The organism is Caballeronia sp. LZ032, from assembly GCF_031451315.1.
Classification (GTDB): domain Bacteria; phylum Pseudomonadota; class Gammaproteobacteria; order Burkholderiales; family Burkholderiaceae; genus Caballeronia.
This window is the reverse complement of sequence record NZ_JARUXP010000001.1, coordinates 1,566,347-1,589,392: the sequence shown is the minus strand read 5'-3', so window position 1 is coordinate 1,589,392 and position 23,046 is coordinate 1,566,347. Positions and strand designations below refer to the sequence as shown.

At 66.7% G+C, this 23,046-nt stretch carries 21 protein-coding genes; 7 read left to right on the top strand and 14 right to left on the bottom strand.

Annotated elements, in window-relative coordinates; translation table 11 throughout:
• The first annotated feature begins 2 nt into the window (after positions 1 to 2).
• Entirely contained in the window at positions 3 to 1,217 is a 1,215-nt protein-coding gene (locus QCE69_RS07440) for an efflux RND transporter periplasmic adaptor subunit (RefSeq protein ID WP_309916365.1), read from the top strand.
• 14 nt (positions 1,218 to 1,231) lie between these two features.
• Positions 1,232 to 2,734: an efflux transporter outer membrane subunit gene (locus QCE69_RS07435; protein WP_409021199.1), complete on the top strand. Its 1,503-nt coding sequence runs from the start codon at positions 1,232 to 1,234 to the stop codon at positions 2,732 to 2,734.
• A gap of 333 nt (positions 2,735 to 3,067) precedes the next feature.
• Here QCE69_RS07435 and QCE69_RS07430 read toward each other — a convergent pair whose 3' ends face one another.
• From QCE69_RS07430 to QCE69_RS07420, 3 genes are all read right to left on the bottom strand, one after another.
• Positions 3,068 to 3,676 carry a methyltransferase domain-containing protein gene (locus QCE69_RS07430; protein ID WP_309808398.1) on the bottom strand — a complete coding sequence of 203 codons (609 nt, stop codon included), beginning with the start codon at positions 3,674 to 3,676 and terminating at the stop codon, positions 3,068 to 3,070.
• Between the two features lie 297 nt (positions 3,677 to 3,973).
• Complete coding sequence (locus QCE69_RS07425; protein WP_309930129.1) at positions 3,974 to 4,597, bottom strand: hypothetical protein; 624 nt, start codon at positions 4,595 to 4,597, stop codon at positions 3,974 to 3,976.
• Between the two features lie 19 nt (positions 4,598 to 4,616).
• Positions 4,617 to 6,011, bottom strand: a complete 1,395-nt coding sequence (locus QCE69_RS07420) for a selenium-binding family protein (RefSeq protein WP_309930128.1) — start codon at positions 6,009 to 6,011, stop codon at positions 4,617 to 4,619.
• A 158-nt stretch (positions 6,012 to 6,169) separates the two neighbouring features.
• Here QCE69_RS07420 and QCE69_RS07415 point away from each other — a divergent pair, with 158 nt between their 5' ends.
• Positions 6,170 to 6,325: a hypothetical protein gene (locus QCE69_RS07415; protein WP_309808395.1), complete on the top strand. Its 156-nt coding sequence runs from the start codon at positions 6,170 to 6,172 to the stop codon at positions 6,323 to 6,325.
• A gap of 82 nt (positions 6,326 to 6,407) precedes the next feature.
• On the opposite strand, the gene QCE69_RS07410 is transcribed toward QCE69_RS07415, so the two are convergent.
• Together QCE69_RS07410 and QCE69_RS07405 are read right to left on the bottom strand one after the other, a co-directional pair.
• Positions 6,408 to 6,728 (bottom strand): hypothetical protein, encoded by a 321-nt coding sequence (locus QCE69_RS07410; protein ID WP_309916352.1) that lies wholly within the window; start codon positions 6,726 to 6,728, stop codon positions 6,408 to 6,410.
• Positions 6,729 to 6,838: 110 nt separating this feature from the next.
• The gene (locus QCE69_RS07405) at positions 6,839 to 7,705 is read right to left on the bottom strand and encodes a methyltransferase (RefSeq protein WP_309930126.1); all 867 of its coding nucleotides are present in this window, start codon (positions 7,703 to 7,705) and stop codon (positions 6,839 to 6,841) included.
• A gap of 127 nt (positions 7,706 to 7,832) precedes the next feature.
• On the opposite strand from QCE69_RS07405, the gene QCE69_RS07400 reads away from it, so the two are divergent.
• Positions 7,833 to 8,744: a recombination-associated protein RdgC gene (locus QCE69_RS07400; protein ID WP_309930125.1), complete on the top strand. Its 912-nt coding sequence runs from the start codon at positions 7,833 to 7,835 to the stop codon at positions 8,742 to 8,744.
• Positions 8,745 to 8,760: 16 nt separating this feature from the next.
• Here the strand turns inward: QCE69_RS07400 and QCE69_RS07395 are convergent, their stop codons facing one another.
• The 5 genes from QCE69_RS07395 to QCE69_RS07375 all read right to left on the bottom strand — a co-directional run bounded on the left by QCE69_RS07395 (position 8,761) and on the right by QCE69_RS07375 (position 13,377).
• Positions 8,761 to 9,864: a GGDEF domain-containing protein gene (locus QCE69_RS07395; RefSeq protein WP_309916345.1), complete on the bottom strand. Its 1,104-nt coding sequence runs from the start codon at positions 9,862 to 9,864 to the stop codon at positions 8,761 to 8,763.
• Positions 9,865 to 9,877: 13 nt separating this feature from the next.
• Positions 9,878 to 10,654: a hypothetical protein gene (locus QCE69_RS07390; RefSeq protein WP_309930124.1), complete on the bottom strand. Its 777-nt coding sequence runs from the start codon at positions 10,652 to 10,654 to the stop codon at positions 9,878 to 9,880.
• Between the two features lie 607 nt (positions 10,655 to 11,261).
• Entirely contained in the window at positions 11,262 to 12,083 is an 822-nt protein-coding gene (locus tag QCE69_RS07385) for a DMT family transporter (protein WP_309931592.1), read from the bottom strand.
• Between the two features lie 133 nt (positions 12,084 to 12,216).
• Complete coding sequence (locus QCE69_RS07380) at positions 12,217 to 13,128, bottom strand: YihY/virulence factor BrkB family protein (RefSeq protein WP_309916340.1); 912 nt, start codon at positions 13,126 to 13,128, stop codon at positions 12,217 to 12,219.
• A 78-nt stretch (positions 13,129 to 13,206) separates the two neighbouring features.
• Complete coding sequence (locus QCE69_RS07375; RefSeq protein WP_309916338.1) at positions 13,207 to 13,377, bottom strand: hypothetical protein; 171 nt, start codon at positions 13,375 to 13,377, stop codon at positions 13,207 to 13,209.
• 219 nt (positions 13,378 to 13,596) lie between these two features.
• Here QCE69_RS07375 and QCE69_RS07370 point away from each other — a divergent pair, with 219 nt between their 5' ends.
• Entirely contained in the window at positions 13,597 to 15,075 is a 1,479-nt protein-coding gene (locus QCE69_RS07370) for an NCS1 family nucleobase:cation symporter-1 (RefSeq protein ID WP_309916335.1), read from the top strand.
• Between the two features lie 16 nt (positions 15,076 to 15,091).
• On the opposite strand, the gene QCE69_RS07365 is transcribed toward QCE69_RS07370, so the two are convergent.
• Positions 15,092 to 15,418 (bottom strand): hypothetical protein, encoded by a 327-nt coding sequence (locus QCE69_RS07365; protein WP_309916332.1) that lies wholly within the window; start codon positions 15,416 to 15,418, stop codon positions 15,092 to 15,094.
• Between the two features lie 137 nt (positions 15,419 to 15,555).
• Between QCE69_RS07365 and QCE69_RS07360 the strand changes: the two genes are divergently transcribed.
• Together QCE69_RS07360 and tehA are read left to right on the top strand one after the other, a co-directional pair.
• Positions 15,556 to 16,533: an alpha/beta hydrolase gene (locus QCE69_RS07360; protein ID WP_309930122.1), complete on the top strand. Its 978-nt coding sequence runs from the start codon at positions 15,556 to 15,558 to the stop codon at positions 16,531 to 16,533.
• Positions 16,534 to 16,652: 119 nt separating this feature from the next.
• Positions 16,653 to 17,678, top strand: a complete 1,026-nt coding sequence (tehA, locus tag QCE69_RS07355) for a dicarboxylate transporter/tellurite-resistance protein TehA (protein ID WP_309930120.1) — start codon at positions 16,653 to 16,655, stop codon at positions 17,676 to 17,678.
• A 15-nt stretch (positions 17,679 to 17,693) separates the two neighbouring features.
• Here the strand turns inward: tehA and QCE69_RS07350 are convergent, their stop codons facing one another.
• Genes QCE69_RS07350 through QCE69_RS07340 form a run of 3 tightly spaced genes read right to left on the bottom strand, consistent with a single transcriptional unit; the run spans position 17,694 to position 23,037 of the window.
• Complete coding sequence (locus QCE69_RS07350; RefSeq protein WP_309930118.1) at positions 17,694 to 18,491, bottom strand: 3',5'-cyclic-nucleotide phosphodiesterase; 798 nt, start codon at positions 18,489 to 18,491, stop codon at positions 17,694 to 17,696.
• A 29-nt stretch (positions 18,492 to 18,520) separates the two neighbouring features.
• Positions 18,521 to 20,764 (bottom strand): adenylate/guanylate cyclase domain-containing protein, encoded by a 2,244-nt coding sequence (locus QCE69_RS07345; RefSeq protein ID WP_309930116.1) that lies wholly within the window; start codon positions 20,762 to 20,764, stop codon positions 18,521 to 18,523.
• Complete coding sequence (locus QCE69_RS07340; protein WP_309930115.1) at positions 20,761 to 23,037, bottom strand: SulP family inorganic anion transporter; 2,277 nt, start codon at positions 23,035 to 23,037, stop codon at positions 20,761 to 20,763. Before QCE69_RS07340 ends, QCE69_RS07345 begins: the two co-directional genes overlap by 4 nt.
• Between the last annotated feature and the right edge of the window lie 9 nt (positions 23,038 to 23,046).

Below are 23,046 nucleotides of genomic sequence, written 5' to 3'. Positions count from 1 at the left end.
GCATGGAAGAGCAGGTGTCGCAACGATCCGACAAGCCGAAGCGCGGGCGCTGGTGGCTCGTGGCCGCGCTCGTGGTGGTCGTCGCGCTCGTCGCGCAGGGCATCGTTTCGCGCCATGCTGCGCATGCGGAGCTGGAGCGCGATGCGAGCGAGCACAGCGTGCAGACGGTCGAGGTGATCAAGCCGGCGCGCATGAAGGCCTCGCAGGACCTGGTGCTGGCAGGCGATATCCGCGCGTTCTCCGACGCTCCAATCTTCGCGCGCACCAACGGCTATCTGAAGCGCTGGACCGTGGACATCGGCACCCGGGTGAAGAAGGGGCAGTTGCTCGCCGAGATCGATGCACCCGAGATCAACGACCAGTTGCGCCAGGCGCGCGCCGATGCGCAGACCGCACGGGCCAACTATCTGCTCTCGAAGACCACGGCCGAGCGCTGGACGCAGATGCTCAAGAACAACTCGGTATCGCGCCAGGAGACGGATGAGAAGAACGGCGACATGCTCGCCAAGGAAGCCGCGTTCAATGCCGCGCAAGCCAACGTGTCGCGGCTCGAACAGCTTGTGTCGTTCCAGAAGATCTATGCGCCTTTCGATGGCGTAGTGACCGCGCGCAACACGGATGTCGGGCAGCTGATCGATGCGGGCAGCGGTGCGGCCGGACGTGAGCTGTTCCACATTCAGGATGCGTCGGCGCTGCGGGTGTTCGTCGATGTGCCGCAAGCCTATGCGCGCATGGTCACGGTGGGCCTGCCCGCCGAGCTGCTGCTCAACGAAGATCGCAACCGCAAGTTCGAAGGCGTGACTGTGCGGACGGCCGGCGCCGTCGATCCGGTTGCACGCACGATGCGCGTCGAAGTCGATGTCAAGAACCCGACCGGCGAACTGCTTGCGGGCGCCTATGCGCAGGTGCGTTTCAAGCTGACGAGCGCGACGCCTTCGTACACGCTGCCGGGCAATGCGTTGCTGTTCCGTCCCGATGGCGTGCATGCCGCGAGTGTCGATGCCAACGATCGCGTCAAGCTGTTGCCGGTCACGCTCGGTACGGACTACGGCACGCGGGTAGCCATTGCGTCGGGACTGAAGGGCGATGAACGCGTGATCGTGAATCCGCCGGATTCGATCATCGACGGGACTGCGGTGCGCATCGGCCGCACGCATGGCGGCGCGCCGCAGGGACCGCGCGGGGGCGCGGCGAAACCGGAAGGAAGCGAGTCGTGACGCGGGCTGCATTCATTCTTCGGCGAGGCAGGCCGATCGCATGGCTCGCAGCGGCGGTGCTGTCAGGGTGCGCAGCGGGTCCCGACTATGTCCGTCCGGACGTCGCGATGCCGGTTGCATACAAAACGCAGATTGCGTCGGACGTTCCGGCATCGGCAACGGCCGCGCAGGACTGGAAACCCGCCCGGCCCGCCGACACCACGCCGCGTGCGGCATGGTGGGAAGTCTATGGCGATCCGCAGTTGAACGCGCTCGAAGAACGCGTCGAGGGAGCGAACCAGACCGTGGCCGCGGCGGCGGCGCGCTATCGCAGGGCGCGTGCCGCCGTGGCGCAGACCCGCTCGGCCTACTTCCCGACGGTCACCACGAATGCGGCATTCAATCAGTCGCGTGCGTCGTCCAACGTGCTGTACAAGTCGAGCGCGGGCGTGACGGTGCCGGACTATCTCGTCGATGCCCAGATCTCCTGGGAGCCTGATCTGTGGGGGCGCATCTCGCGCGCCGTCGAAGGCGGCCGGGCCGAGGCGCAAGCGAGCGCGGCAGACCTCCAGGGCGCCATCCTGTCGATGCAGGCCGAGCTCGCCACCAACTATTTCGATCTGCGCGGCACGGTGGAGGAAGAGCGGCTCTTGCAGGCGACGCTGCAGGCCTACGACAAGGCGCTGGCCTTGACGCGCGACCGTTTCGCCGGCGGCGTCGCGGCCGAGTCCGACGTGGCGCAGGCGGAGGAACAGCTTCGTTCGACGCAGGCGCAGTTGATCGACCTGGAGACGACGCGCGCGAGCCTCGTCAACGCTATCGCCATTCTCGTCGGCGAGCCGCCTTCGAGTTTTGCGCTCGACGTCGATCCGCTCAACGAAGGGCATGCGCCTCGGCCATCGGCTGCGCTGAACGCGCTGCCGCTCAGCGTGCCCTCTGCCTTGCTGGAACGCCGGCCGGACATTGCGGCGGCAGAGCGGCGTGTCGCGGACGCGAATGCGCGCGTTGGCGTGGCCACGGCGGCGTTCTTTCCGAACCTGTTGCTCGCCGCGACGGGCGGACTGGAAGCCACTCACTTGAGTTCGTGGATCGAGGCGCCGAGCCGTTTCTGGTCGCTCGGGCCGCAACTCGCATTTACCGTGCTCGATTTCGGCGGCCGCGCCGCGGCGCGCGATGCTGCGCGCGCCGCTTATGACGAGAGCGTCGCGGATTATCGGCAGACGGTGCTCTCGGCCTTCGGTCAGGTCGAAGACAACCTCAACGCGCTTGACGTCTTGCGCCGCGAGAGCGCCGCGCAACGCGATGCCGTCGACGCCGCGCAACGCGCGCTTGCGAAGGTGGGAAATCGCTATGAGAACGGCGCGATCACGTATCTGAGCGTGGTGGTGACGCAGGCGATCGTGTTGTCGGATCAGCGGGCGGCGGTGCGCATCGAGCGGCGCAGGATGTCGGCGAGCGTCGCGCTGATCAAGGCGCTTGGCGGCGGCTGGAGCGCCGCCGATCTGCCGGGCACGGACGAGTTATCGCGGCGCGAGTGATACGGCATTTTGCATGCGTTCGGCCGGATGGAATCATGCATGCAAAAGGCAAAATGCCATTGAGCGGCAACGATGCAACGCGATGAGAGGAACGGCGACGGGTCGTCAAGCTGGATCCACTGCACTCGGCTCTTTGCTTTCCGCGCTCTGCATGCCGTGCTCTGAACTCCTTGTGATGCATGCCGCACGATGCATGCAAAATACCGCCTGGCATTCAGCATCAAGCATTCAAAACGCAAAACGCCGGACCCCTGATGATCTCAAAGACCCGGCGCTTCCTCACTTCCGATCCCTACGTTAGCGCGACCACGCAGCTCGCCCGCGCACAGTCTCTCAGTTCTTGCCCTTCGGCCTGCAGGTCATGAAGAACTGCGAGCTCATCCACCACGGCGCGATGGGCAGCGGACTGAGCTGAGTCGCATCGATCCGGAAGCGCTTGCTGACGACATCGCGCAATTCGCGGAAGTCGAAGCCCTTGTGCGTCGTGCGCGGATTCTCGGGCCGGCTCACGCGAATCCCGACCATCGCCTTGAAGAACTCAGCCGGAGAATACTCGGACTGCAACGAGCGGCTGCGGATCATCCAGTTCGAGACTTTCGGTCCGATCGCGAGTCCATACATGATCGGCACCGAGATGACGAATGCACCGTTCGGCTTGAGAATCCGCGAGGCGTCGTCGAGCAGGGCATCGAGCTCGTGATCGTAGAGATGTTCGCAGACCTCGAATGCGGTCAGCACGTCCACGCTGTTCGCCGCCACCGACTTGAGCGACTCCGCGTACTTGATCTCCGGAAACGCCGGCGCCATGAACATGTCATGACCGATGAGCGTCACGTCAGGACGAGTTTCACCGAGTGCGTGCAGAAACAGCCCCGGTCCCGCGCCAAAATCCGCGACGGTACCGCGCTCAGGGCACAGTTCGCTGACCAAATTGATCGCCATCGACATTCTCGTGCGATGGGCGAAACGAGCGAGCGGATTGCCTGAATTGACGGTTTGTTCTTCGTATGAAATCTCGCGCATCAAAAACTCCCCACGTGGTTTTATCGGCCTGATGCTCCGGTGGCGCGCCGCGATATTCACTGTTCGTTCCGGGCGATAGTGCCGGGAGTCGCTGTCCCGCGCAATCGGCCACGATAGCCGTTGCCCGCCGAACTCAAGCCGCCTGCCGCCATGCCGTCGAGTCGGCCGGCGCGGTCGCATCGCACCCTGCATCAAGGCGCTTTCAAAACGTGGAGACTACAGGAAGAGCCACGCGCCGCATGCGATGAGCGCCACACTCCAGAGCCAATCGATGTTGATCCAGCCGCTGCGCAAAAAGCCCAGGCCGCCGCGCGCCTGCACGGACATCGCGATCATCGAGATCAGCGCGATCACGGCAAGCATCGCGCCCGTGTGCACCATCAGTGCGATCGCGCCCGCTTCGTAGGCGCGATCGGAGATCCCGCCGGTGCAAAGCGGCAGCAGCGCGGGCACGAGCATCAGCCCGGCGCCGTGCGCGCTCGACATCACGAACGACCAGAGCGCGAGCCCGGCGAGCCCGGTGCGCATGCCGACCGTCGGTCTGCCGCGATGCCCGCGCCAGGCCCGCCACACGCCCCAGCCGATGAGCACCGCACCGCAGCCGCGCGCGAGCACGTCGTGGCCCACTGCCATGCCGAGCGTGAGCGCGCCCGCCAGCACCAGCGCGACCGAGGCGGCATGCCCGAGCGCAATCGGCACGAGTGACACCAGCGCGACCCGCCGGCTTCTCGCATAGAGGCCGAGCGCGACGGCGAAGAGCCATCCCATCGCGGGATTGAGCCCGTGGAAGGCACCGAGGCTCGCGGCCGTGAGAAGCAGCCCGGGCGAGGCAGAATCCATGCGGGCGGCTCGCGGCGTGTCAGGGGTAGCAGAACGAGTCCGACGAACAATCGCCGCCTTGCAGCCGGATCTGATGCGGCCGGTGCCCCTTCGGCCAGTCGATGAAGAACTTCTCGTCGACCGACAGCCCGCCATCCGCGCCGGCATCGAGCTTGACCATCCAGCCGTCGATGCCTTCGGGATAGAACTGCGCATCCACCGCGCCATACAGCGAGTTCGTGAAGTACACGCGACGGCCGTCGCGGCTCACCTCGACCATCTGCGGGCCGCCGTTCAGCGCGCCGTTGGCTGCGCCCGGATGGGTCGCGCGGGACACCACGCCGCCGATTCGCACCTTGCCCGTCAGCTTCGGCGCGAACGGATCGGACACGTCGTATTGCAGCATGTCGCCGGTGCCCCAGCAGGAGACGTAGAGGACGCGGTCGTCCATCGACAGATCGATGTCCGAAACGAGCGGCGGCACCGCATTGAAGCCCTTCAGCAAGGGCGGAAGCTGGTTGGCGTCGGCGGGCTCGGCGGGAATCTCGATGATTTTCCTGACCGCCCACTTGTCCTTGTCGCGGTACCAGGTCCAGATCGACGAGGACAGATCCTTCAGACTGATCACGCAATTGACGAAGCCGTAGGCCTTGGTCGGATCGTGCGCGGGACGCAGTTCGAAGACGAGCTGATACTCGTCCCCAAAATCGATCTCCTGAATATGCTTGCGCTTCGTGAAGTCCCAGAAATGCAGCTTGCGGCCGTACTTCGCGCCCAGCAGCAAATCGGGCACGAGGCCGTTCTCGAAGGTGTCCGGCGTGCCCCATTCGCTCGTGACCATGGTGTCGTAGCCGAGATGCCACCAGCCGTCGTAGGCAAGCTGCTGCGGACCGCGCTCCACTTCCCAGCGGCCGAGCGGATCGAAGCTCTGCTGGTCGAGCATCAGCACGCCGCCGGGCGCCTGGCCCTGGGCATTGCCGAGCGCCGTGATATAGATTCCACCCGGCCCGCAATGCACTGTGTGCGGCCGCGTATAACCGGTTTTTTCGGCGAGCTCCGCGGGCTCGATCGTCTTCACGATGACGGGCTTCTTCGGATCCGGCTTCGTATCGATGATATGGATGCGCGATGAACGCAGCCCCGGCACCACCAGATAGCGCCGCTCCATATGGGGATGCGGCGCGTTGGGACAGAGACAGGATGAACACGCGTTCCAGCCGAAATGATGCAGCTCGTCGCCGGTATCGGGCATGGCGATTTCGCCGACGATCTTCGTATAGTCCGGCGAATCCGGATCGACATCCACCACGGCGATCTTGTCGGGTGCGCGGCGCTCGGGATCGAAGGTCGCCACGTACGCGAGCGTCTCGCGCGGCGCCTTCGCTGCAAGACGCGGGGAAGGGTAGAAGCTCGGATCCGGTTTCCATGTCGCCATGTGTGTCTCCAGTCGTCGGTTCGCCTGCCAAGCACTATAGGACACAAGCGCTTTGCGTGCTCCCGGCCACGCGGGCCTTGTGCGCGAAGAAGTCGGACCGTCAAGCGCAGCGCGGCCTAGAATGCCAGATATCGCCCCTTGATCGACAGGAGATTGCGATGACCGAACCGATGATCAGCGTGATGGCGGGTGTGCTTCTGTTGTTGTGCATCGCGGCAGTGCTCGTGATGAATCGCCGGCATCCGCATATCCATACGCCGCGGCCGCGCTGGCTGGATTCGCATCCGCAGCGCGACTGGTTGCACAGGCATTGAGCGCGCAGTGCAGCATGCAACGCGCCGGCATGACTCGGCGCCGTGTGCATGAATGAAGTGAACTGTTCGTGTGAAACGCCGATCAGCGGCGCGGCCCCTTCATCGCCTCGGCTTCCATGGCGGCATGCCATTCCTCGCTGTTCTCGATCGGGTCCATGCCCTCGTCGATGAATGCCGATGCGCGTTCTGCCACCCCGCGCGTTTCCTCTTCGGTTTCCTCGTCGGCGAAGATGTCGTCGTCGGGAGGCGGCTCCAGCATGTCCTGCAGCATCGCCTCCAGTTCGGGTGTTTCCCACGTTTCGCCGCGCTGCTTTCGCTTCTTGATGTAGTGCCGGATCTCGGCGTCCTGCTCGGGCGTCAGCGGTAGTCCGCGAAAGGTGCGGTTGCCGTCGAAGTCACTCATGATCGCTCCTTGCACGCTCAGCCTGTCATCGGTTTTCAGGCGTCCCTAGTGTAACGCCGGTCGTGCCGCCCACGTCGTTCGCACGGTTTAAAACGCATGAGCGGGCTCGGCTATGGCTTCACGAACTTGAGCGTCATCCGGTCCGATTCGCCGATCCCGGCATAACGCGCGCGGTCGGCATCGCCCCCTTTGAAGGTCGGCGGCAACGACCATACGCCGTGCGGATAGTCCTTCGTGTCGCGTGGATTCGCATTGACCTCGCTGCGTCCGGCGAGCACAAAGCCGGCGGCTGTCGCATGTTCGATCACGAACGCCTCGGTCACATAGCCCGTATCGGTCATCTGCTGCACGCCCGTTCCCGGTCGCGCGCGGTGTTCCTCGACGCCCAGTTCGCCGCCATGCTGGAGAGCATCGTAGAAGGCCTTGAAATTCGCATCGACCTGCCCGTCCTTGATCCAGTTATGGATGTTGCGGAACGTGAGCACGCGTGCGAACCGTTCATGCGCGTCGAAGCCGATGAACCGTCCCGCGTGCAGCGTGCCCACCTTCACGTTGCCATAGAGCGCGGGTGTGGCGGCGAGCTTGCGAAGGTAGGCGGCATCGGTTTCGCTGTCCTCGGCGGCGAGATCCGCGGACGTGCTGAGATACTGCGCCTCATACAACTGCCCCGCATCGTGGAGATACGGCGCGAGTATGTCCGTGTACCATCCGCCGCCCGGCGCGATCTCCAGCACCGCCTGCGTCGGCGCGAGATCGAAGAATTGCAACGTCTCCTTCGGATGCCGGTACACATCGCGCGCACGCGCCTTGTCGCTGCGTTGCGGGCCGGCGATCGCGGCATCGAGCGAGGTCGTGGCCGCGTCCTGCGAAGAGGCAGGCGCACTGGATGACGATGCAGCGCATCCGCCCAGCACGAGCGCGGAGAAGACAGCGGCAAGCGCGACGGCGCGCGCACGGTGCAGACGGACAGTATCCATGGGATCGAAAGCGTGACAGGGAAGGGGACACCATACGCGTTTCCGTCCGAGCCTGCTGCGTGCCGGAGACGTCGTATAGAATGTCGCCCCCGGTTGCCCGCAATCGCCCTCATCGATATTCCGCGCCATGTGGTTCAAGAACCTCCAGCTTCATCGTCTTCCCGCTCACTGGTCCGTCACGCCGCAACAACTGCAGCAATGGCTCGCGCCGCTCGCGTTCAGCGCGGCGTCGAGCATCGAGAACGAACGGCGCGGCTGGGTCGCGCCGCGCGGCGACGGCGAACTCGTCCATGCGACGAACCGCCAGATGCTCATCGTGTATCGCGCGGAAAAGAAGTTGTTGCCGTCGTCGGTCGTCACGCAGTTCGTCAAGGAACGCGCGGCCGAACTCGAAGAGCAGCAGGGCTTCAGGCCCGGCCGCAAGCAAATGAAGGAACTGAAGGAGCAGGTCACCGACGAACTGCTGCCGCGTGCCTTCAGCATTCGCCGCGATACGCGTGTGTGGATCGATCCGGTCAACGGCTGGCTCGCGATCGATTCGGCCTCCGCCACGGTGTGCGACGACATCATCGGTCTGCTGGTCAAGTCGGTGACCGATCTGCCCCTTGCGAGCGTGCGCACCGCGCGTTCACCGGTATCCGCGATGACCGAGTGGCTCCTGTCGGGCGACGCGCCCGGCGGCTTCACGCTCGATCGCGACACCGAACTGCGCTCGACCGGCGAAGGCAACGCGACGGTCCGCTACGTCGGGCATGCGCTCGAAACGGAAGACATGCGCCGTCACATCGAGGCGGGCAAGCAGTGCATGCGGCTGGCCATGACGTGGGATGACCGCGTGTCGTTCGTGCTGACACCGTCGCTGACGCTCAAGCGCGTGAGCGCGCTCGATGTCATCAAGGAAGCCGCCGATCCCACCGCCTGCAACGACGACGAGCGCTTCGAGTCCGACTTCATCCTGATGACGGGCGAACTCGCGCGCATGCTCTCGGCCATCACTGAGGCGCTCGGCGGCGAAGAGGACTTGCGCGCGGCGGCCTGATGCTTTCGCTTCGGCTTCACGCCGAAGCTGATGCCGAAGCCGAAGCAAACGCGTAACCGTTCTTGCCGTTGCGCTTGACGGTGTACATGGTGTCGTCGGCGGCGGCGACGAGGCGCCAGTAGTCGTCGACGCGGTCCGGATAGCTGGCGATGCCGATGCTCGCGCGCACGATCGACAGGCCCATCTGCGCATCGGTCTCGTGTACGCAGGCGATGATGCGCTGTGCGATGGCGGCCAGTTCGCTGTCGCTCGAAAACGACTGCACCAGCAGCGCGAACTCGTCGCCGCCAATGCGCGCGACCAGGTCGCTGCCGCGCACCGCCTGGCGAAAGCGGCGCGATACCGCGATCAGGAATTCATCGCCGATACGGTGGCCGCGCGTGTCGTTGACTCGCTTGAAGCCGTCGAGATCGATATACAGCACCGCGATGCGTCCGTTGCCGTCCGCGCGCTCGCTGGCCGCTTCCTCCAGCGCGGCAAACAGCTTGCGGCGGTTCGGCAGGCCAGTCATCGGATCGTGCAGCGAAGCCTGCTCGAACTCGTTCGAGAGGCCGACCAGTTGCCGGTTGCGCTTGGCATACATCCCGAGCGCGGTAATCAGCACGCCAAACACGATGGCCGAAAGCGCGATCAGCGTATGTGACACGCTCAGGATGCGTGCGCGCACGTCGGCGCTCGTGCGGTCGCGCTCGGTGCGCCAGTACGCGTAGGTGGAATCGAGCGCGCTGCTCGCTTCGCCGAGCGCCGCCGACGGCGCCAGCACGGAGGCGGGCAGCGCCGGCGCCGGCTCCGGACTCGATGAGATGAGCGCATGCAGCGCCGCCAGCCGCGCGGCAAGTTCGAGGCGCGCTTCGCGATAGGCGGTGCGGTGCTGCGGATCGCTGGCGGGCGAATCCTGCAGGGACAAGGCGGTGGCGCGGGCCGCGCCGGCGCGCTCGACTGCCTCGAGCACGAGCCCCACATATTCCTGCTGAAGCTGTGTGGAGAAGATCGCGCGCACCTGGAAAGCCAGGAACAGCAGACCCATCAGAAGACATAGCAGCGCGGCGCCTGCGAGCGGCGCCGGCCCCCGCGCGCGCGCCCGCCGGAACGCGTATTCGAGTACGCGCCGGGAACGCATCACAAGGGTCTCATCAGGGACGGGAATACTCCTCTCGCTGACGGGTCGGAACATTGTGTCGATAGCTCACTCGATGAAAGAACGCGCCGACGCGCGCAAACAGTCCGCCCTCGGGCTTGGCGTGCGCGCTGTGCCGGCGCGCCGCGCTGGCCTGGTTGGCCTGCGGCGCGCGACTGCTGGTCTGGGCCGTTTGCTGGACCGCGGCGCCGTTGGCGCGGCGCGTCGTCGCGGCGATTTGTGCGGGCGCGGTGCTTCGGGGCGTCGCGGCAAGCGCGGTGGCCGTCGCGAGTTCCGTGGTGCCGGCTGCATCCTGTGCAGGGTCGTCGGCGGTGGCGGCAGCGAGGGTCGTCGGCGCATCCGTGGACGGCGAGGCCGTGTCGAGCGGCGTCGCGGTCACGTTCGCCGATGCAGCGCCGCTCGTGTTGCCCACATACACGGCGGGCGCGGTTCCGGTTGCCTCCACGACACCCGCCGACTGCGTTTGCGCGGCGATCACCGGCTGCTCGATGCCGAGCGTCTTGCGCGCGCTCGCCATCGCTTCCGCGTAGACGCGCTGGTCGTGGTTGAACCACATGCCGTAGCCCACGGTTCCCAGCACGCCGATGCCGAGGGCACTCGCGGACGCCATCCACAGCGCGAGCCGCCCGAAGCGCAAGGGCGCGCGCACGGGCGAGGGTTCATCGCCGAAGTCGGGCTCGGGCGGAGACAGGTTGATGACGCTCGGATCGTTCGCCGGGCCGGGATGGGCCTCGAAACGCTCCTCGGGGGGTAGCTCAGCATGGTGAGGCATGTCAGCACTCTCCAGAACGTATGGGTCAGACGGCGGGCGCCATGGCAGCGCGCACGCCCGGTCAGGCAGCCGCACGGGACGACGGGCACTCGCACCGGAATCAGCCGAAGCAGGAACGGTGCTGCCATCGCCCGGTTCAGCGCAGATGACTCATGCGCGGAACGCGGCATCGCCGGCCGGCCGCTCCGGCCGGCGCTCGTTTAGCGGATCAGTAAGCCGATCAATACAACTGCCGTCCGGTCTCGCCATGGATCTGGCGGCATCGGACAGTCGAACAAAACGGCGGAATGTATCTCGCTCGATCGGGGCCGGTGGATCTGACACCGTCTGGCAAGCCCTTTGCTCAGGGCGTCCCGCATCGCGCGACACGACAACGAAATATCTCCAGCCAATCTACATAGCAGGCTTCGTTCCAGCCCCAAAAATGGAGTGCTCCGCATACGTCATTCTTCAGAGGACCACGCCGGGCGTATGTGAGCTGGCGCACATACGAATCGTGCGGCTCGCGGGCTTCACGAGACGCATGGGCATTCGTGGCCCGGAATTGTTAAAAGTTCACATGGATTCCCGAAGTTTCATCATTCGGGATGACCATAACGATGAGCTTTCAGGTATTTCGTCGGGTCATCACGACAAGTGCGATGCCGCCGAGTATGGCAATCGAACTCGTCACGAGCCGCGCTCCGAGCGTTTCGCCGAGCAGCAGCACGCCGCCGACCGCCGTGATGACCGGTACGCTCAGTTGCACGGTCGCGGCCGTCGCGGGCTTGAGGCCTTTGAGCGCTGCATACCAGGCGACATAGCCAAGGCCGGAGGTCAGCGCACCGGAGGCCGCGGCGTAACCGAGGCCGGCGGCGTCGAAGCGGGCCTGCTGGAGCGCGAGCGCTGCGATGAAAACCGCCGCCGCGAACGGCAGCGCGCGCAGGAAGTTGCCGGCGGTGGCCGCGACCGGATCGGCAAGGCCGCGCCCGCACAGAGAGTACACGCCCCAGCCGACGCCCGCCGCGATCATGAGCGCCGACGACGGCGGGTCTGGCGCCGTCAGTCCCGGCAGCACGAGCCAGACGAGCCCGGCGAGCGCGAGCGACAGCCCGAGCCATTGTGCGGGTGCGAGCCGGTCTCCTGTCGCGAGGCCATAGCCGATCATCGTCGCCTGCACGGCGCCGAAAAGCAGCAACGCGCCGGTGCCGGCCGGGAGCCGCACATACGCATAGGAAAACATCGCGGCATAGACGATCAGCGCGAGCGCGGACATCCAGCTGCCGGCGCGCGCCGCTTCGGCGTGCCGGTCACGGCCGCGCGCCATCAGGATCGCCGCGAGCAACAGCGCCGCCGAAGCGATGCGCACCAGCGTGAAGGTGGCCGCGTCGATCTGCGTGCCCTTCAGCGCGAGCCGGCACAGCAGCGAGTTGCCGGCGAAGGCGAGCATCGCGCTGCACGTCAAAACGGCCACGCGCGCGTTCGGTGGCGAGCGTGACGAGCCCGCGCGGAGGCGGCATCGGAACGGGGCTTGGACATCGGCGGCACGGAGGACGGGGCGCTTCACTGTAGCGCACGCATGCTCAATCCGTGGTGAAGCCTCGCGGCGGCGTATCGGCGTCGTGGCCGAAGCGCTCGAACTCGGAGATGACCTGCGCGCCGAACAGCAACAGTGTCGCCAGTGCTTCGAGGCTGAACAGCACGACGATCGACGTCGTCAGCGAGCCGTAGACCACGCTGACCTGCGAGAGCGTCGCGAAGTACCACACGAGCACGTGCCGCGTGATTTCCCACAGCACGGCCGCGACGACGCTGCCGAGCAGCGCGAGCCGCAGCGAAGGGCGTCCGACCGGCATCACGAGATAGATCGACGTGAGCACGAAGACCTCGCCCGCGAAGCCGAGCAGATAGAGCAGCAGCCGCGACACGCCCTTGAGCGACACCTCAATGCCGAGCAGGTCGATGGAGTTGCTGCCCATCGCCTGGAGTCCGTTGGAGACGAAGGTGACGATCAGCATGCCGACGCCCAGGAACAGGATGTAGCAATAAGGCAGCAAGGCAGAGAGCAGGAAATGGCGGCGCCGGATCGCGACGCGATGCACGAAGATCACCGACATCGCGTTCTCCAGCACGGTGAAGGCGAGGGAGCTGAAGAAGATCATCGTGACGAGCAGCACCCAGCCGAGCACCGCGCGATGCGCGAGGAAATTGGCCAGCTCGCGCACGATCGCGCGCGCCTGTCCCGGCACGAGCCATTCGAGCAGATGAGCGAGGGTGTCGAGCAATTCCTGCTGTCCGACGAAACGCGACAGCACGATGACGATCAGGATCAGCAGCGGGACGATGGAGAGCAGCGCGTAATACGCCACCGCGCCTGCCAGCAATACGCCCTGGTTCGCGCGGAAGGCCTTCAGCGTGCGCAGCGCGAAACCGAACGGATGACGCGCGACACTACGTACTTGCGGGCCCAGTACCGGGCCGAGAATCCGGGACATGCCACCTCCGCGCGGCGCGCACTGCGCATCCCTTGCCAACAAGCAAGTTCCACGCCTGTCGCGAAGGCTCGATCGCTGTCAGCTAGTCCGGCGTGCCTCGCTGCGTGCCGCGGCCAGTTGCGCGGCTTCTTCGAAAGCGAGATCGAGGAGGGTATCGACGTCTTCGGCGGGCAGTTCGGTGGCGTCGATATTACGCAGGCGGCAGAACAGCGCCAGCGCTTCGGCGGCGGCGGAGAAGGCGTTGTTCATGTCGCGGGAGGGGAGGCGTCTTTTTCTCATGGTGTGCATAACGGCAAGGGCACGATCGGACTTTAACGCGGTGAAAGCCGCAGTAAGCACTGTCGATGTCCGGTTCACCTTCGCCAGTGGATGAACTACTCTTGCCCTTGAGCCGTGCCCCGATTTGTGCCCCGATTCATGCTCCGGGCAGTTCGACAGTCCGCTTCCGTATCGGTCCAGGAGGACGCCATGTCAGCCACCCCTGCACGCTCCGCCCATGCCGCGCTGCCTGGCGCCGACACCGAGATCGTCGACGCCGACGAGCGGCTCTACAACCACGATCTCGCGCCCGTGCCGCGCTCGAAGCGCACCTGGAACGGCTACAGCATCTTCGCGATGTGGATGTCGGATGTGCACAGCGTCGGCGGCTATACGTTTGCCGCAAGCCTGTTCCTGCTCGGCATCTCCGGCTGGCAAGTGCTGCTCGCGCTGACCATCGGCATCCTGGTCGTGTATGTGCTGATGAACTGGGTCGGCAAGCCGAGCCTCGTGCACGGCATACCGTTCCCGGTGATGGCCCGCGTCTCGATGGGCGTAATGGGCGCGAATCTCGCGGCGCTGATTCGCGGCGTGGTAGGAATAGTGTGGTATGGCGTGCAGACCTACTTTGCATCGAAGGCCGTGGCCACGCTGCTGCTGTTGTTCGTGCCGTCGGTGGCCGCGTGGCGCGACACCAGCTTTCTCAGGCTCGACATGCTCGGCTGGGTGAGCTTCCTCTTCATGTGGCTCCTGCAGCTCATCATCTTCCAGCGCGGCATGGAGATCATCCGCAAGTTCATCGATTTCTGCGGGCCGGCGGTGTACGTCGTGATGTTCGTGCTGATGGGCTGGATCCTCTATCACGCCGGTCTCGGCAGTCTCAATCTCACGCTGTCGGGCAAGGTCCTGTCCGGCGACGAACAACTCCACGCGATGATCAACGCCACCTTGCTCGTGGTGAGCTACTTCGCGGCGCTGCTGCTCAACTTCGGCGACTTCTCGCGCTTCGCCAAGAGCGAGCGGCAGATGAAGGTCGGCAACTTCCTGGGCCTGCCGTTCAACTTCGTCGCGTTCGCGATCATCACGGTGATCGTCACCGCGGGCAGTGAGAAGGTCTTCGGCACGATGATCATGGACCCGGTCGAGATCGTCTCGCGCATCGAGAACAAGGTGTGGGTCGCGATCGGCAGCATTACCTTCATCATCGCGACGATGGGCATCAACATCGTCGCCAACTTCGTTTCGCCGGCCTACGACATCGCCAATCTGTTTCCGAAGCACGTGGACTTCAAGAAGGGCGGGCTGATCGCGTCGGTGCTCGCGGTGATGGTGTGTCCGTGGATCTTCGTCGACAGCCCCAAGGCCATCACCATTTTCGTGTCGGTGTTCGGCGCGGTGCTCGCGCCGATGTACGGCGTCATGATGTCCGACTATTACCTCATCAAGCGCCAGCAGGTGCAGACCGCCGATCTCTACACGATGCAGCCCGGCGGACGCTTCCACTATGACGGCGGCTGGAACAAGGTCGGGCTGGCGGCGCTGGTGTTGTCAGGGATCGTGTCGGTCGGCTGGGAGCTCTCGACGCAGATGCTCAAGCTCCTGCCGCCCAACAATCTCGGCTGGCTGATCGGCGCGGCGGCGGGCGCGCTGCTCTATGTGCTGTTCATGCGCCTCGCCCATCGCACCTGAGCGCACCTGACCGGCCTCACTTGATCCATTTGCGCACGTCCTGCTCCCAGTCGGGCTGGCCGCAGTTCGGCGGGTTCTCCGGCCCGAGCACGGTGATATAGCTCTTCGTCTTCATGCACGCCTCATAGGCACGGATCTGCGTGCAGCGGCCCGCGCCGGCCTGCTTCGCGGCGGCCTTGCAGGCGGACATCGCGCTGTCCATGCCGGTGAAGTCGGCGTCGCCGCTGTCGTTCCAGGGCGGCGGGCTGGCCGTCGCCGAGAATTCGACCGGCGTGCTGCACGCGGCGAGCAGCAGCGCGGCGGCAGCGGGAAGAAGGCACGAGTGGACGAGTCGGGTCATCATCGTTGGAACTCCGGTTTTAAGCTCTTGTTGAAGGCGCGTGATCCGCCGCCTATTATTCCCCGCTGTCACGACGTGCGTCGGCTTTTTGTTCGATCGCCGGCGCGCGTGAGCCCTTGATTCACTCCCTGGAGCATTGGATGAAAGACGTGCCGCTCGCCCGTGTCCTGTCGTCGTGCCTGGTCATTGCCGCTTGCGCGGCGTTCGCGCCGTCCGCGTCCGCGGAAAATGTCTCGTTCGGGCCGGACCAGTTGTGCGGGCTGCACAGCGCGCGTCCCGACCAGCCGCCCGTGGCGAAACTGAACGCGGTGCAGGGCCGCAACGGGCCGATCGGCTATGCGCGGTTCGGACACGGCAGGCCGCTTCTGCTGATTACCGGCTATCGCGCGACGCTCGGCGAATGGAACGCGTATTTGCTCGGCGAACTGGCGAAGCATCGCGACGTGATCGTCTTTGACAACCGCGGCATCGGCGGCTCGACGATCGTCGATGGACGCTACAGCTCGGACTATTCCATCCGCGACATGGCCGCCGATGCCGCCGATGTCATCGCGGGCCTGAAGCTGTCGCAGGTCGATGTGGTCGGCTGGTCGATGGGCGGCATGATCGCGCAGCAGCTCGCGCTCGATGCACGCGACAAGGTCGCATCGCTCACATTGATTGCCACCGCGCCGCCCGGGCCCGACGCGGTGCCGACGCCGCCCGAGGTGCTCTCGGTCCTGTCGGGCGGGGGCAAGGACGCCTTCGCGCGCATCATGGGCGTGCTGTTTCCCGCCGATGCGGTGGCGGATGCGTCGCGCTGCTTCGTCGGCGACATGTTCGCGCCGCCGGGGTACAAGGGCCGGCCGGTGCCGGACATGGTCGCGACGCAGCAGGACCGGGCGATGCAGGGCTGGTTCGCCGATAACGCCGCCGCTGCGGCGTTGCGGCGCTCGCCGGTGCGCACGCTGATCATCGAGGGCGCGGACGACGCGGTGCTGCCCGACGCCAATGGCCGGGCGCTCGAGCAGATGATTCCGCGTGCGCGGCTGGACGTCGTGGCGGATGCGGGGCACGCGCTGATGTTCCAGTATCCGCTGGAACTGGCGCGGCATGTGGATGCGTTCGTCGGACGGTGACGGGTGCGGGACCGGGCGGAGCGAATTGAGACGCCCGAGCAGACCAACGATCCTCCGCGACATTCAACCCGGAGCGTGGCGCGCCTAAGCTCTCTCCATCGACTTCCAGGAGAAGAGCAATGAACAGCAACCGCGCAACACCCCAGCCCGCGCCGATGCCGGTGGCGTTCTTCGGCATTCCGGTCGGCGCGCTGGCCTTCGCCGGCGCGTGGCGCGCGGCCGCACGCGTCTGGACGATTCCCGATGTCATCCCGGCATTCCTCACGGCCGCCGCGCTCGCCGTCCTGCTCGTGGTCCTGATTGCCTACGCCCGCACCTGGCGCGTCGCGCGCGCGGCGGCGCTCGCCGAGATGCAACATCCTGTGCTGTCCTCGTTCGCGGCGCTCGTGCCGGTGTCCGTGCTGCTTGCCGCGCAAGCCGTGCAGGTTTATTCGCGCGATCTCGCCATCGCGCTCTTCATGCTGGGCGTGATCGGGCAGCTTTCGCTCGGGGTCTGGCTGCACGGGCGATTCTGGCAAGGCGGCCGCAAGCCCGAACTGAGCACGCCGGCCATCTACCTGCCGACCGTCGCGCCGAGCTTCGTCGCCGGCACGGCTGCCGCGAGTCTCGGCTTCACGCAACTCGGCGCGCTGTTCTTCGGCGCAGGCGTGTTCTCGTGGCTCGCGATCGAATCCATCGTGCTGCATCGCGCCGCCGTGCATGAACCCTTGCCGGAAGCGCTGCGTCCGAGTCTCGGGATCCAGCTCGCGCCGCCCGTCGTCGGCGGAGTGAGCTATCTCGCGATCACGCACGGCGTGCCCGATGTGTTCGCCTGGATGCTGCTTGGTTATGGGCTCTATCAGGCCTTGCTGGTGATCCGGCTGGTTCCCTGGATCCGTCAGCGCGGCTTCACGCCCGCCTACTGGGCCGTGAGCTTCGGCGCCGCCGCCTTGCCGACGCTCATGCTGCGCATGCTCGAACGCGGCGCCGCCGGACCGCTCGAATGGCTCACGCCGGTGATCTTCGTGCTGTCGAACGTGGTGATCGGGTTGTTGATCGCGGGAACGGTGCGGGCCATCGTGCGCGGCGAACTGCTGCCCGTGCCTGCTGGCGCCAGCAGCCCGGCCCAGCCGATCATCAACCGTGCCGCCGCTCTCCCGCATTGAACGAGGCGATGCTCGTCACAGTTTCAGCACCTCGCCCGCGCGCAGCGCACGCAATGCGAGGTTCGGCAGCGCGGCGCGCAGTTCATCGAGAATTTGCGCGCCGTGCGGTGGCTTCAGATGCGAAATCAGCAGTTCGGCCTGGAAACCAGGGCCAATGCCGCGCAGATCGTCGGCGAGCAGGCTCGGGCAATAGTGATGCGCGATGCGCGCCAGTTCGATCTGCGCATCGGGAAACGCCGTCTCGACGATCACGTAACGCAAGCCCGGCAGCGCGCGCACGGCGGACCAGAACGCGGGATGCGTGGTCGTATCGCCGCTGAAGGCGAGACTCGCGGCGGCGCCCGTCAGCGCGAAGCCGGTGGACGGCACCGTATGGCACGCGGGCAGCGCGGTCACGGTGCGCCCGTCGAGCACCACTTGTCGGCCCGCTTCCAGCGCCTCGAAGCGCACGGCAGGCGCTGTCGCCGAGGGAATCCGCGTGAAGTCCGGCCAGATCAGATTGTTGAAGATGTGGGCGTGCAGGATGTCGAGGGTCGCGCGGTTCGCATGAACGGTGACGGGCGCCGTGCGCGTTTCGCCGACGGCATCGATCATCAGCGGCAGATACGCGATGTGATCCAGATGCGAATGCGTGAGGAACACATGGTCGATGCTTGCGAGGGCGTCGTCGGACAACACGGCGACGCCCGTGCCCGCATCGATCAGCAGATCGTCGTCCACGAGCAGCGCCGTGGTGCCGCCCGGATCAAGGCCGGAGCCATGGCCACCGCCGCCATGGATCGCACCGCTACAGCCGAGTACCCGAACTTTCATGATGCGGCCCAGTTGAAGACTGCAGGAAATCACTTCGTGTCGAACGCGCTGACGCAGTCCCAGTCGGCGGGCAGCTCCGCATTGCGCAGCGTCTCGATCCGCTTGCGATACAACGCATACAGTTGCTGTCCGGGATACCGTGCCGCCAGCGCATCGAGAATGGCCTGCGCCGCGTCCCACTCGCGCGCGCGGTAATGCGCGAGCGCCGCGTGCCAGCACGCGAGCGCTTCGGCGTCATGCTGCGGCGGCTGGGGCTCGAACACGGCGATCGGCGCGACGCGGCCCCGCACGCGCACGCGGTCCAGCTCGCGAAACACGATATCGGGCACCTGCGCGCGCGTCGCCTCGCCGACGATGATGTCGATGTCGAAACGCCGCGTCAGGCCTTCGAGCCGCGCCGCGACGTTCACCGCATCGCCCATCACGGTATAGGCCTTGCGCACCGGCGAACCCATGTCGCCGACGGTCATCGGCCCGGTATTGATGCCGATGCCGATCCACAGCGTCGGCCAGCCGCGCGCGCTCAGCGTGCGGTTCAGTTCCACCAGCGCCGCACGCATGCCGAGCGCCGCCGCCACCGCGTGACGCGCGTGCGCCGGGTCGTCGACGGGCGCGCCCCAGAAGCTCATGATCGCATCGCCCATGTACTTGTCGAGCGTGCCGCGATGCGCGCGGATCACCTCGGTCATGGTGCCGAGATACTCGTTCATCAGGCGTGCGAGCGCGTCCGGCTCCAGCGTCTCCGCGATGGCCGTGAAACCCAGCACGTCGCAGAACAGCACCGTCAGTTCGGCGCGGCGTCCCGCCATGCTGTAGTCCTCCGGATGCCGGCTCATTTCTTCGACCAGTTCTGGCGGCACATACTGGCCGAACAGTGCGGCGAAGCGGCGCTTGGCTCGCGCTTCCACGAAATAGCCATACGACATGTTCAGCGCATGGAGCGCGACGATGGCGAGCAGCAGCGAGCCGATCGGAATGAACCAGTCGAGGCGCGCGAACGCATAGAGATCGGCGGCGACGAACGCCGCGAGCAGCAGCACGGTGCAGAGCGTCGCGCGGGCGGGACCGTGCCACGGCCATACGAAAATCATCGCGAGTCCCGCAACCACCAGCGCGACCGCCTGCAACGCGGCGGCGAAGGGCGGCTGGAAACGGATCGCGCCGTCGAGCATGCCGCTGATCAGGCTCGCGTTGACCTCGACGCCCGGATACACCTCGCCCACCGGCGTCGTGCGCTGATCCATCAGGCCCGGCGCGGTCGTGCCGATCAGCGCGATCCGGCCCGCCAGCGCGCCCGGCGGAATGCGCCGCGCGAGCACGTCGGCGATCGAGTAATACGGGAAACTGCCCGCGCCGCCGCGATACGGCACGAGCGCCGCGCCATTTTCATCGAGCGGAATCGCGCGGGTGCCGCGCGGCGTCGTCAAGGCAAGGCCGGACAGCGGCGCGCTCGCGTCGGCGGGGTCATCGAACAGCGGGCGCACGGCGGCGTCGCCGTACAGCGCCCGCAGCACTTCGAGCGACAGCGCGCCGTACACGCCGTCGCGATAAGCGGTCACGAGCGGCACGCGCCGCACGGCGCCATCGAAGTCGATCACCGGGTTGAAGTAACCCGCGCGCCGCGCCGCCGTTTGCAGCGCGGGCAGGTTGCCGCCATAGCTGGTCCAGTCGAACAGCGTGAACGGATGCGCGCCGAACGCGCCCGCGTGCAGCAGCGGCGCCGGGATCGCGCCGCTCGACGCATCCTGGTTCGCGAAGTAATAGCCGAGCACGACGGGATGGCGCGCGAGCGTGGCGGCGAAGCGCTGGTCGTAGTCGAGGGTCGGCGCCAGCGCCGCAAGCGCCGCGCGGTAGTCCGCGTCGCTGGCGAGCGCGCCGCGCGCGAGGCCGTCGAGCACGGCGAGGCCTGAACTCGCATCCGGCTCGGCGAACACCATGTCGAAACCGAGCACCGCGACATGCTCGCGCTCGAACAGCGTCTCGACGAGTTCCGCCATGCGCGCGCGGCTCCACGGCCAGCGGCCGAGTTCCGCGAGGCTCTTCTCGTCGATGTCGAGAATGGCGATGCGCGCGTCCGTCGTGCGCGGCATGAAGAGGCGCAACTGGGTGTCGTAGATCAGGGCGTCGAGGGTATCGATGAAACGCAGCGGATAAAGCGACAGCGCGTGCGCCGCGAACCCGATCACGATCGCCACACCCAGCGCCCAGCGCCCGCCCGCGCGTTTCAGCACGAAAGCGAAGGGTTCGCGGTCCGCGCGCCGGCGGCGCCTCATTGCGCCGCCCGCAACTGCTCGTTGGCCGCACCGAGCCGCGCCGCCAGCACGCGCGCGGCGAACTTGTGCATGCGCGCCGCGAGCGCGGGGTCTTCGTCCTCGAGACGCCGGAGCGTCGTCAGCGCCAGCCGCGAGACGACCGTGGGCGCGTCGGCGACGACATCCGCGCTGCGTTGCGCGCCCGTGTACACCGCCATTTCCCCGACGATGGTCCCCGCACCGAAGCTCCTCAGCCGCAGCGTGTGGCCGTCGCCGAGCGCGAGCGCCACGGTCACGCGCCCGGTCTCGACGAAGTAGATGGAATCGCCGGGATCGGCCTGGCGGAACAGGTAGTCGCCGGGCGCGAGCCGGAGCGTGTCGAGATGCGGGCGCAATGCGTCGAGCGTGGCGGGCAGCGTCGAGACGAAGGTCTCGCTGGCGGCAGGCGCGACGCACGCAGACGCGGCGCCGCGCGCGTCGCGCAGGATCTGTGTCTCGATCCATTCGAGGCCGCCGTCCAGGTCGTCGAAGACATGCAGGCTGCCGGGGCCGTTCGGGTCGTTTGCATGCGTGGCATCACGCGCCAGCCAGCTGCGCAGCGCGGGAGACAGACCCGTCAGCACAATCTGCGCACGCACGCGTCCGCAGGCCTGACGCAGCCGCACGAAGCTCGCGGCGCTCGATGCATCGACGCCATGCACGCGCGCGAAATCCACCAGCACGTAGCGCACGCCCGGCTCCTTCGACGTGCCCTCCGGCGCTTCGATGCGCCCGCGGATATGCGCGAGGATCGAGTGCGCCGTGCCGAAGAACAGGAAGCCCTGCAGCGCGACGCCATAGAGCGCGTGCGCGTGGGCATCGAGCAGCCGGGTGTCATCGACGCCGCGCTCGACGTTCGAACGCCGTCCACGGCCGTCGAATTCGCGGCGCAGGCAATTGACGCGCCCGTAGCGCACCACGAACAGCAGACACGCCGCGACGATGCCGAGCAGGACGCCCGCCGTGATGCCGTAGACCGCGATGCAGACCATGATCGCGGGAATCAGCAGGTAGTCGTGCCACGGCAGGCGCCGGATGGACATGACGAGCCATTCGATCAGCATCGCCGCGCCGATGAACAGTTGCAGCCCGACCAGCACCGGCTTCGGCAGGAGCGTCATCATGCTCGGAAAGAACGCGATCACGGCGAGCGAGAGCAGCGCGGCCAGCACGCCCGCGCGCCGCTCGCGCACGCCGAGCCGCCAGTTGGTCATGGTGCGCGTCATCGATTGCGCGCCGACCAGCCCGCCCGCCAGCCCGGTCAACAGATTCGCGAGACCGGCCGCGCGCATCTCGCGATTGAAGTCGATGTCGCGCGACGTGGTGACGCCGATGCTCGTCGCGTTGAGCAGGACGGTCATCGACGAGACCGCCGCGATGGCGACGATGTCGAGTGCGCGCGACCACAGCATCGGCAGCCAGGCGACGTGAATCAGCGCGACCGGCAGGCGCATGCCGGACAGCGGTTCGTAGCGGAACAGCAGGCCCATGCGCCGCGCGTCTTCGAGATGCTTGCTTGACGCGGCCAGCCCGAAATAGAAGAGCGCGATGCCGAGCGCCATCATCGACGTCAGGATGATCGCGTAGCGCGACGGCCGCGTGATGCGCGTCAGCACCAGCAGGCCCAGGCCGACCACGAGCGCCGGCACGCTCGCGAGCCACGGCAGCTGCATGACGATGCGCGGCGTCGCGAGGCCGACGGGCACGTCGGTCAGCACGCGCAGCGCGCCTTCGAGCAGCAGCAGGCCGGTGCCCGCCAGAAAGCCGCCGATCACCGGAAACGGGATGTACTGGATCGCATTGCCGCGTTTCCAGTGCGCCAGCGCGAACAGCAACGCGCCGGTCGCCAGCGACGACACCGCGATCAGCATCAGCACCGTGGCGAGCACGGCTTCATCGTCGCCGCCCGCCGCATGCACCGACAACGCGATGCCCGCGGCGAGCGGCGCCAGCAGCGCGGTGGCGTTGGAATCGGGCCCGGCGATCACGAACGGCACCGAGCTCGTCAGCGACACCACCAGGGCGACGAGCACACAGCTCAGCAGCGCGGTGGGCATGCCGGCCGGCAGCCATGGCGAGAGGCCGGCGGAGAAGATCATCGCGCCGTAGCCGGCGGCGTACGACAGCGCGATCAGCGCCGTGAGCAGCGCGGCCAGCGTGTCGGTGCCGAGCGCCGCCAGCGCCAACGCCGCCGCCGGCCGCGCGGCGCGCGCGGGCCGCAGCAATGCGGGATCGGGGCCCGGGTGCTCGCTCATCGCGCCCTC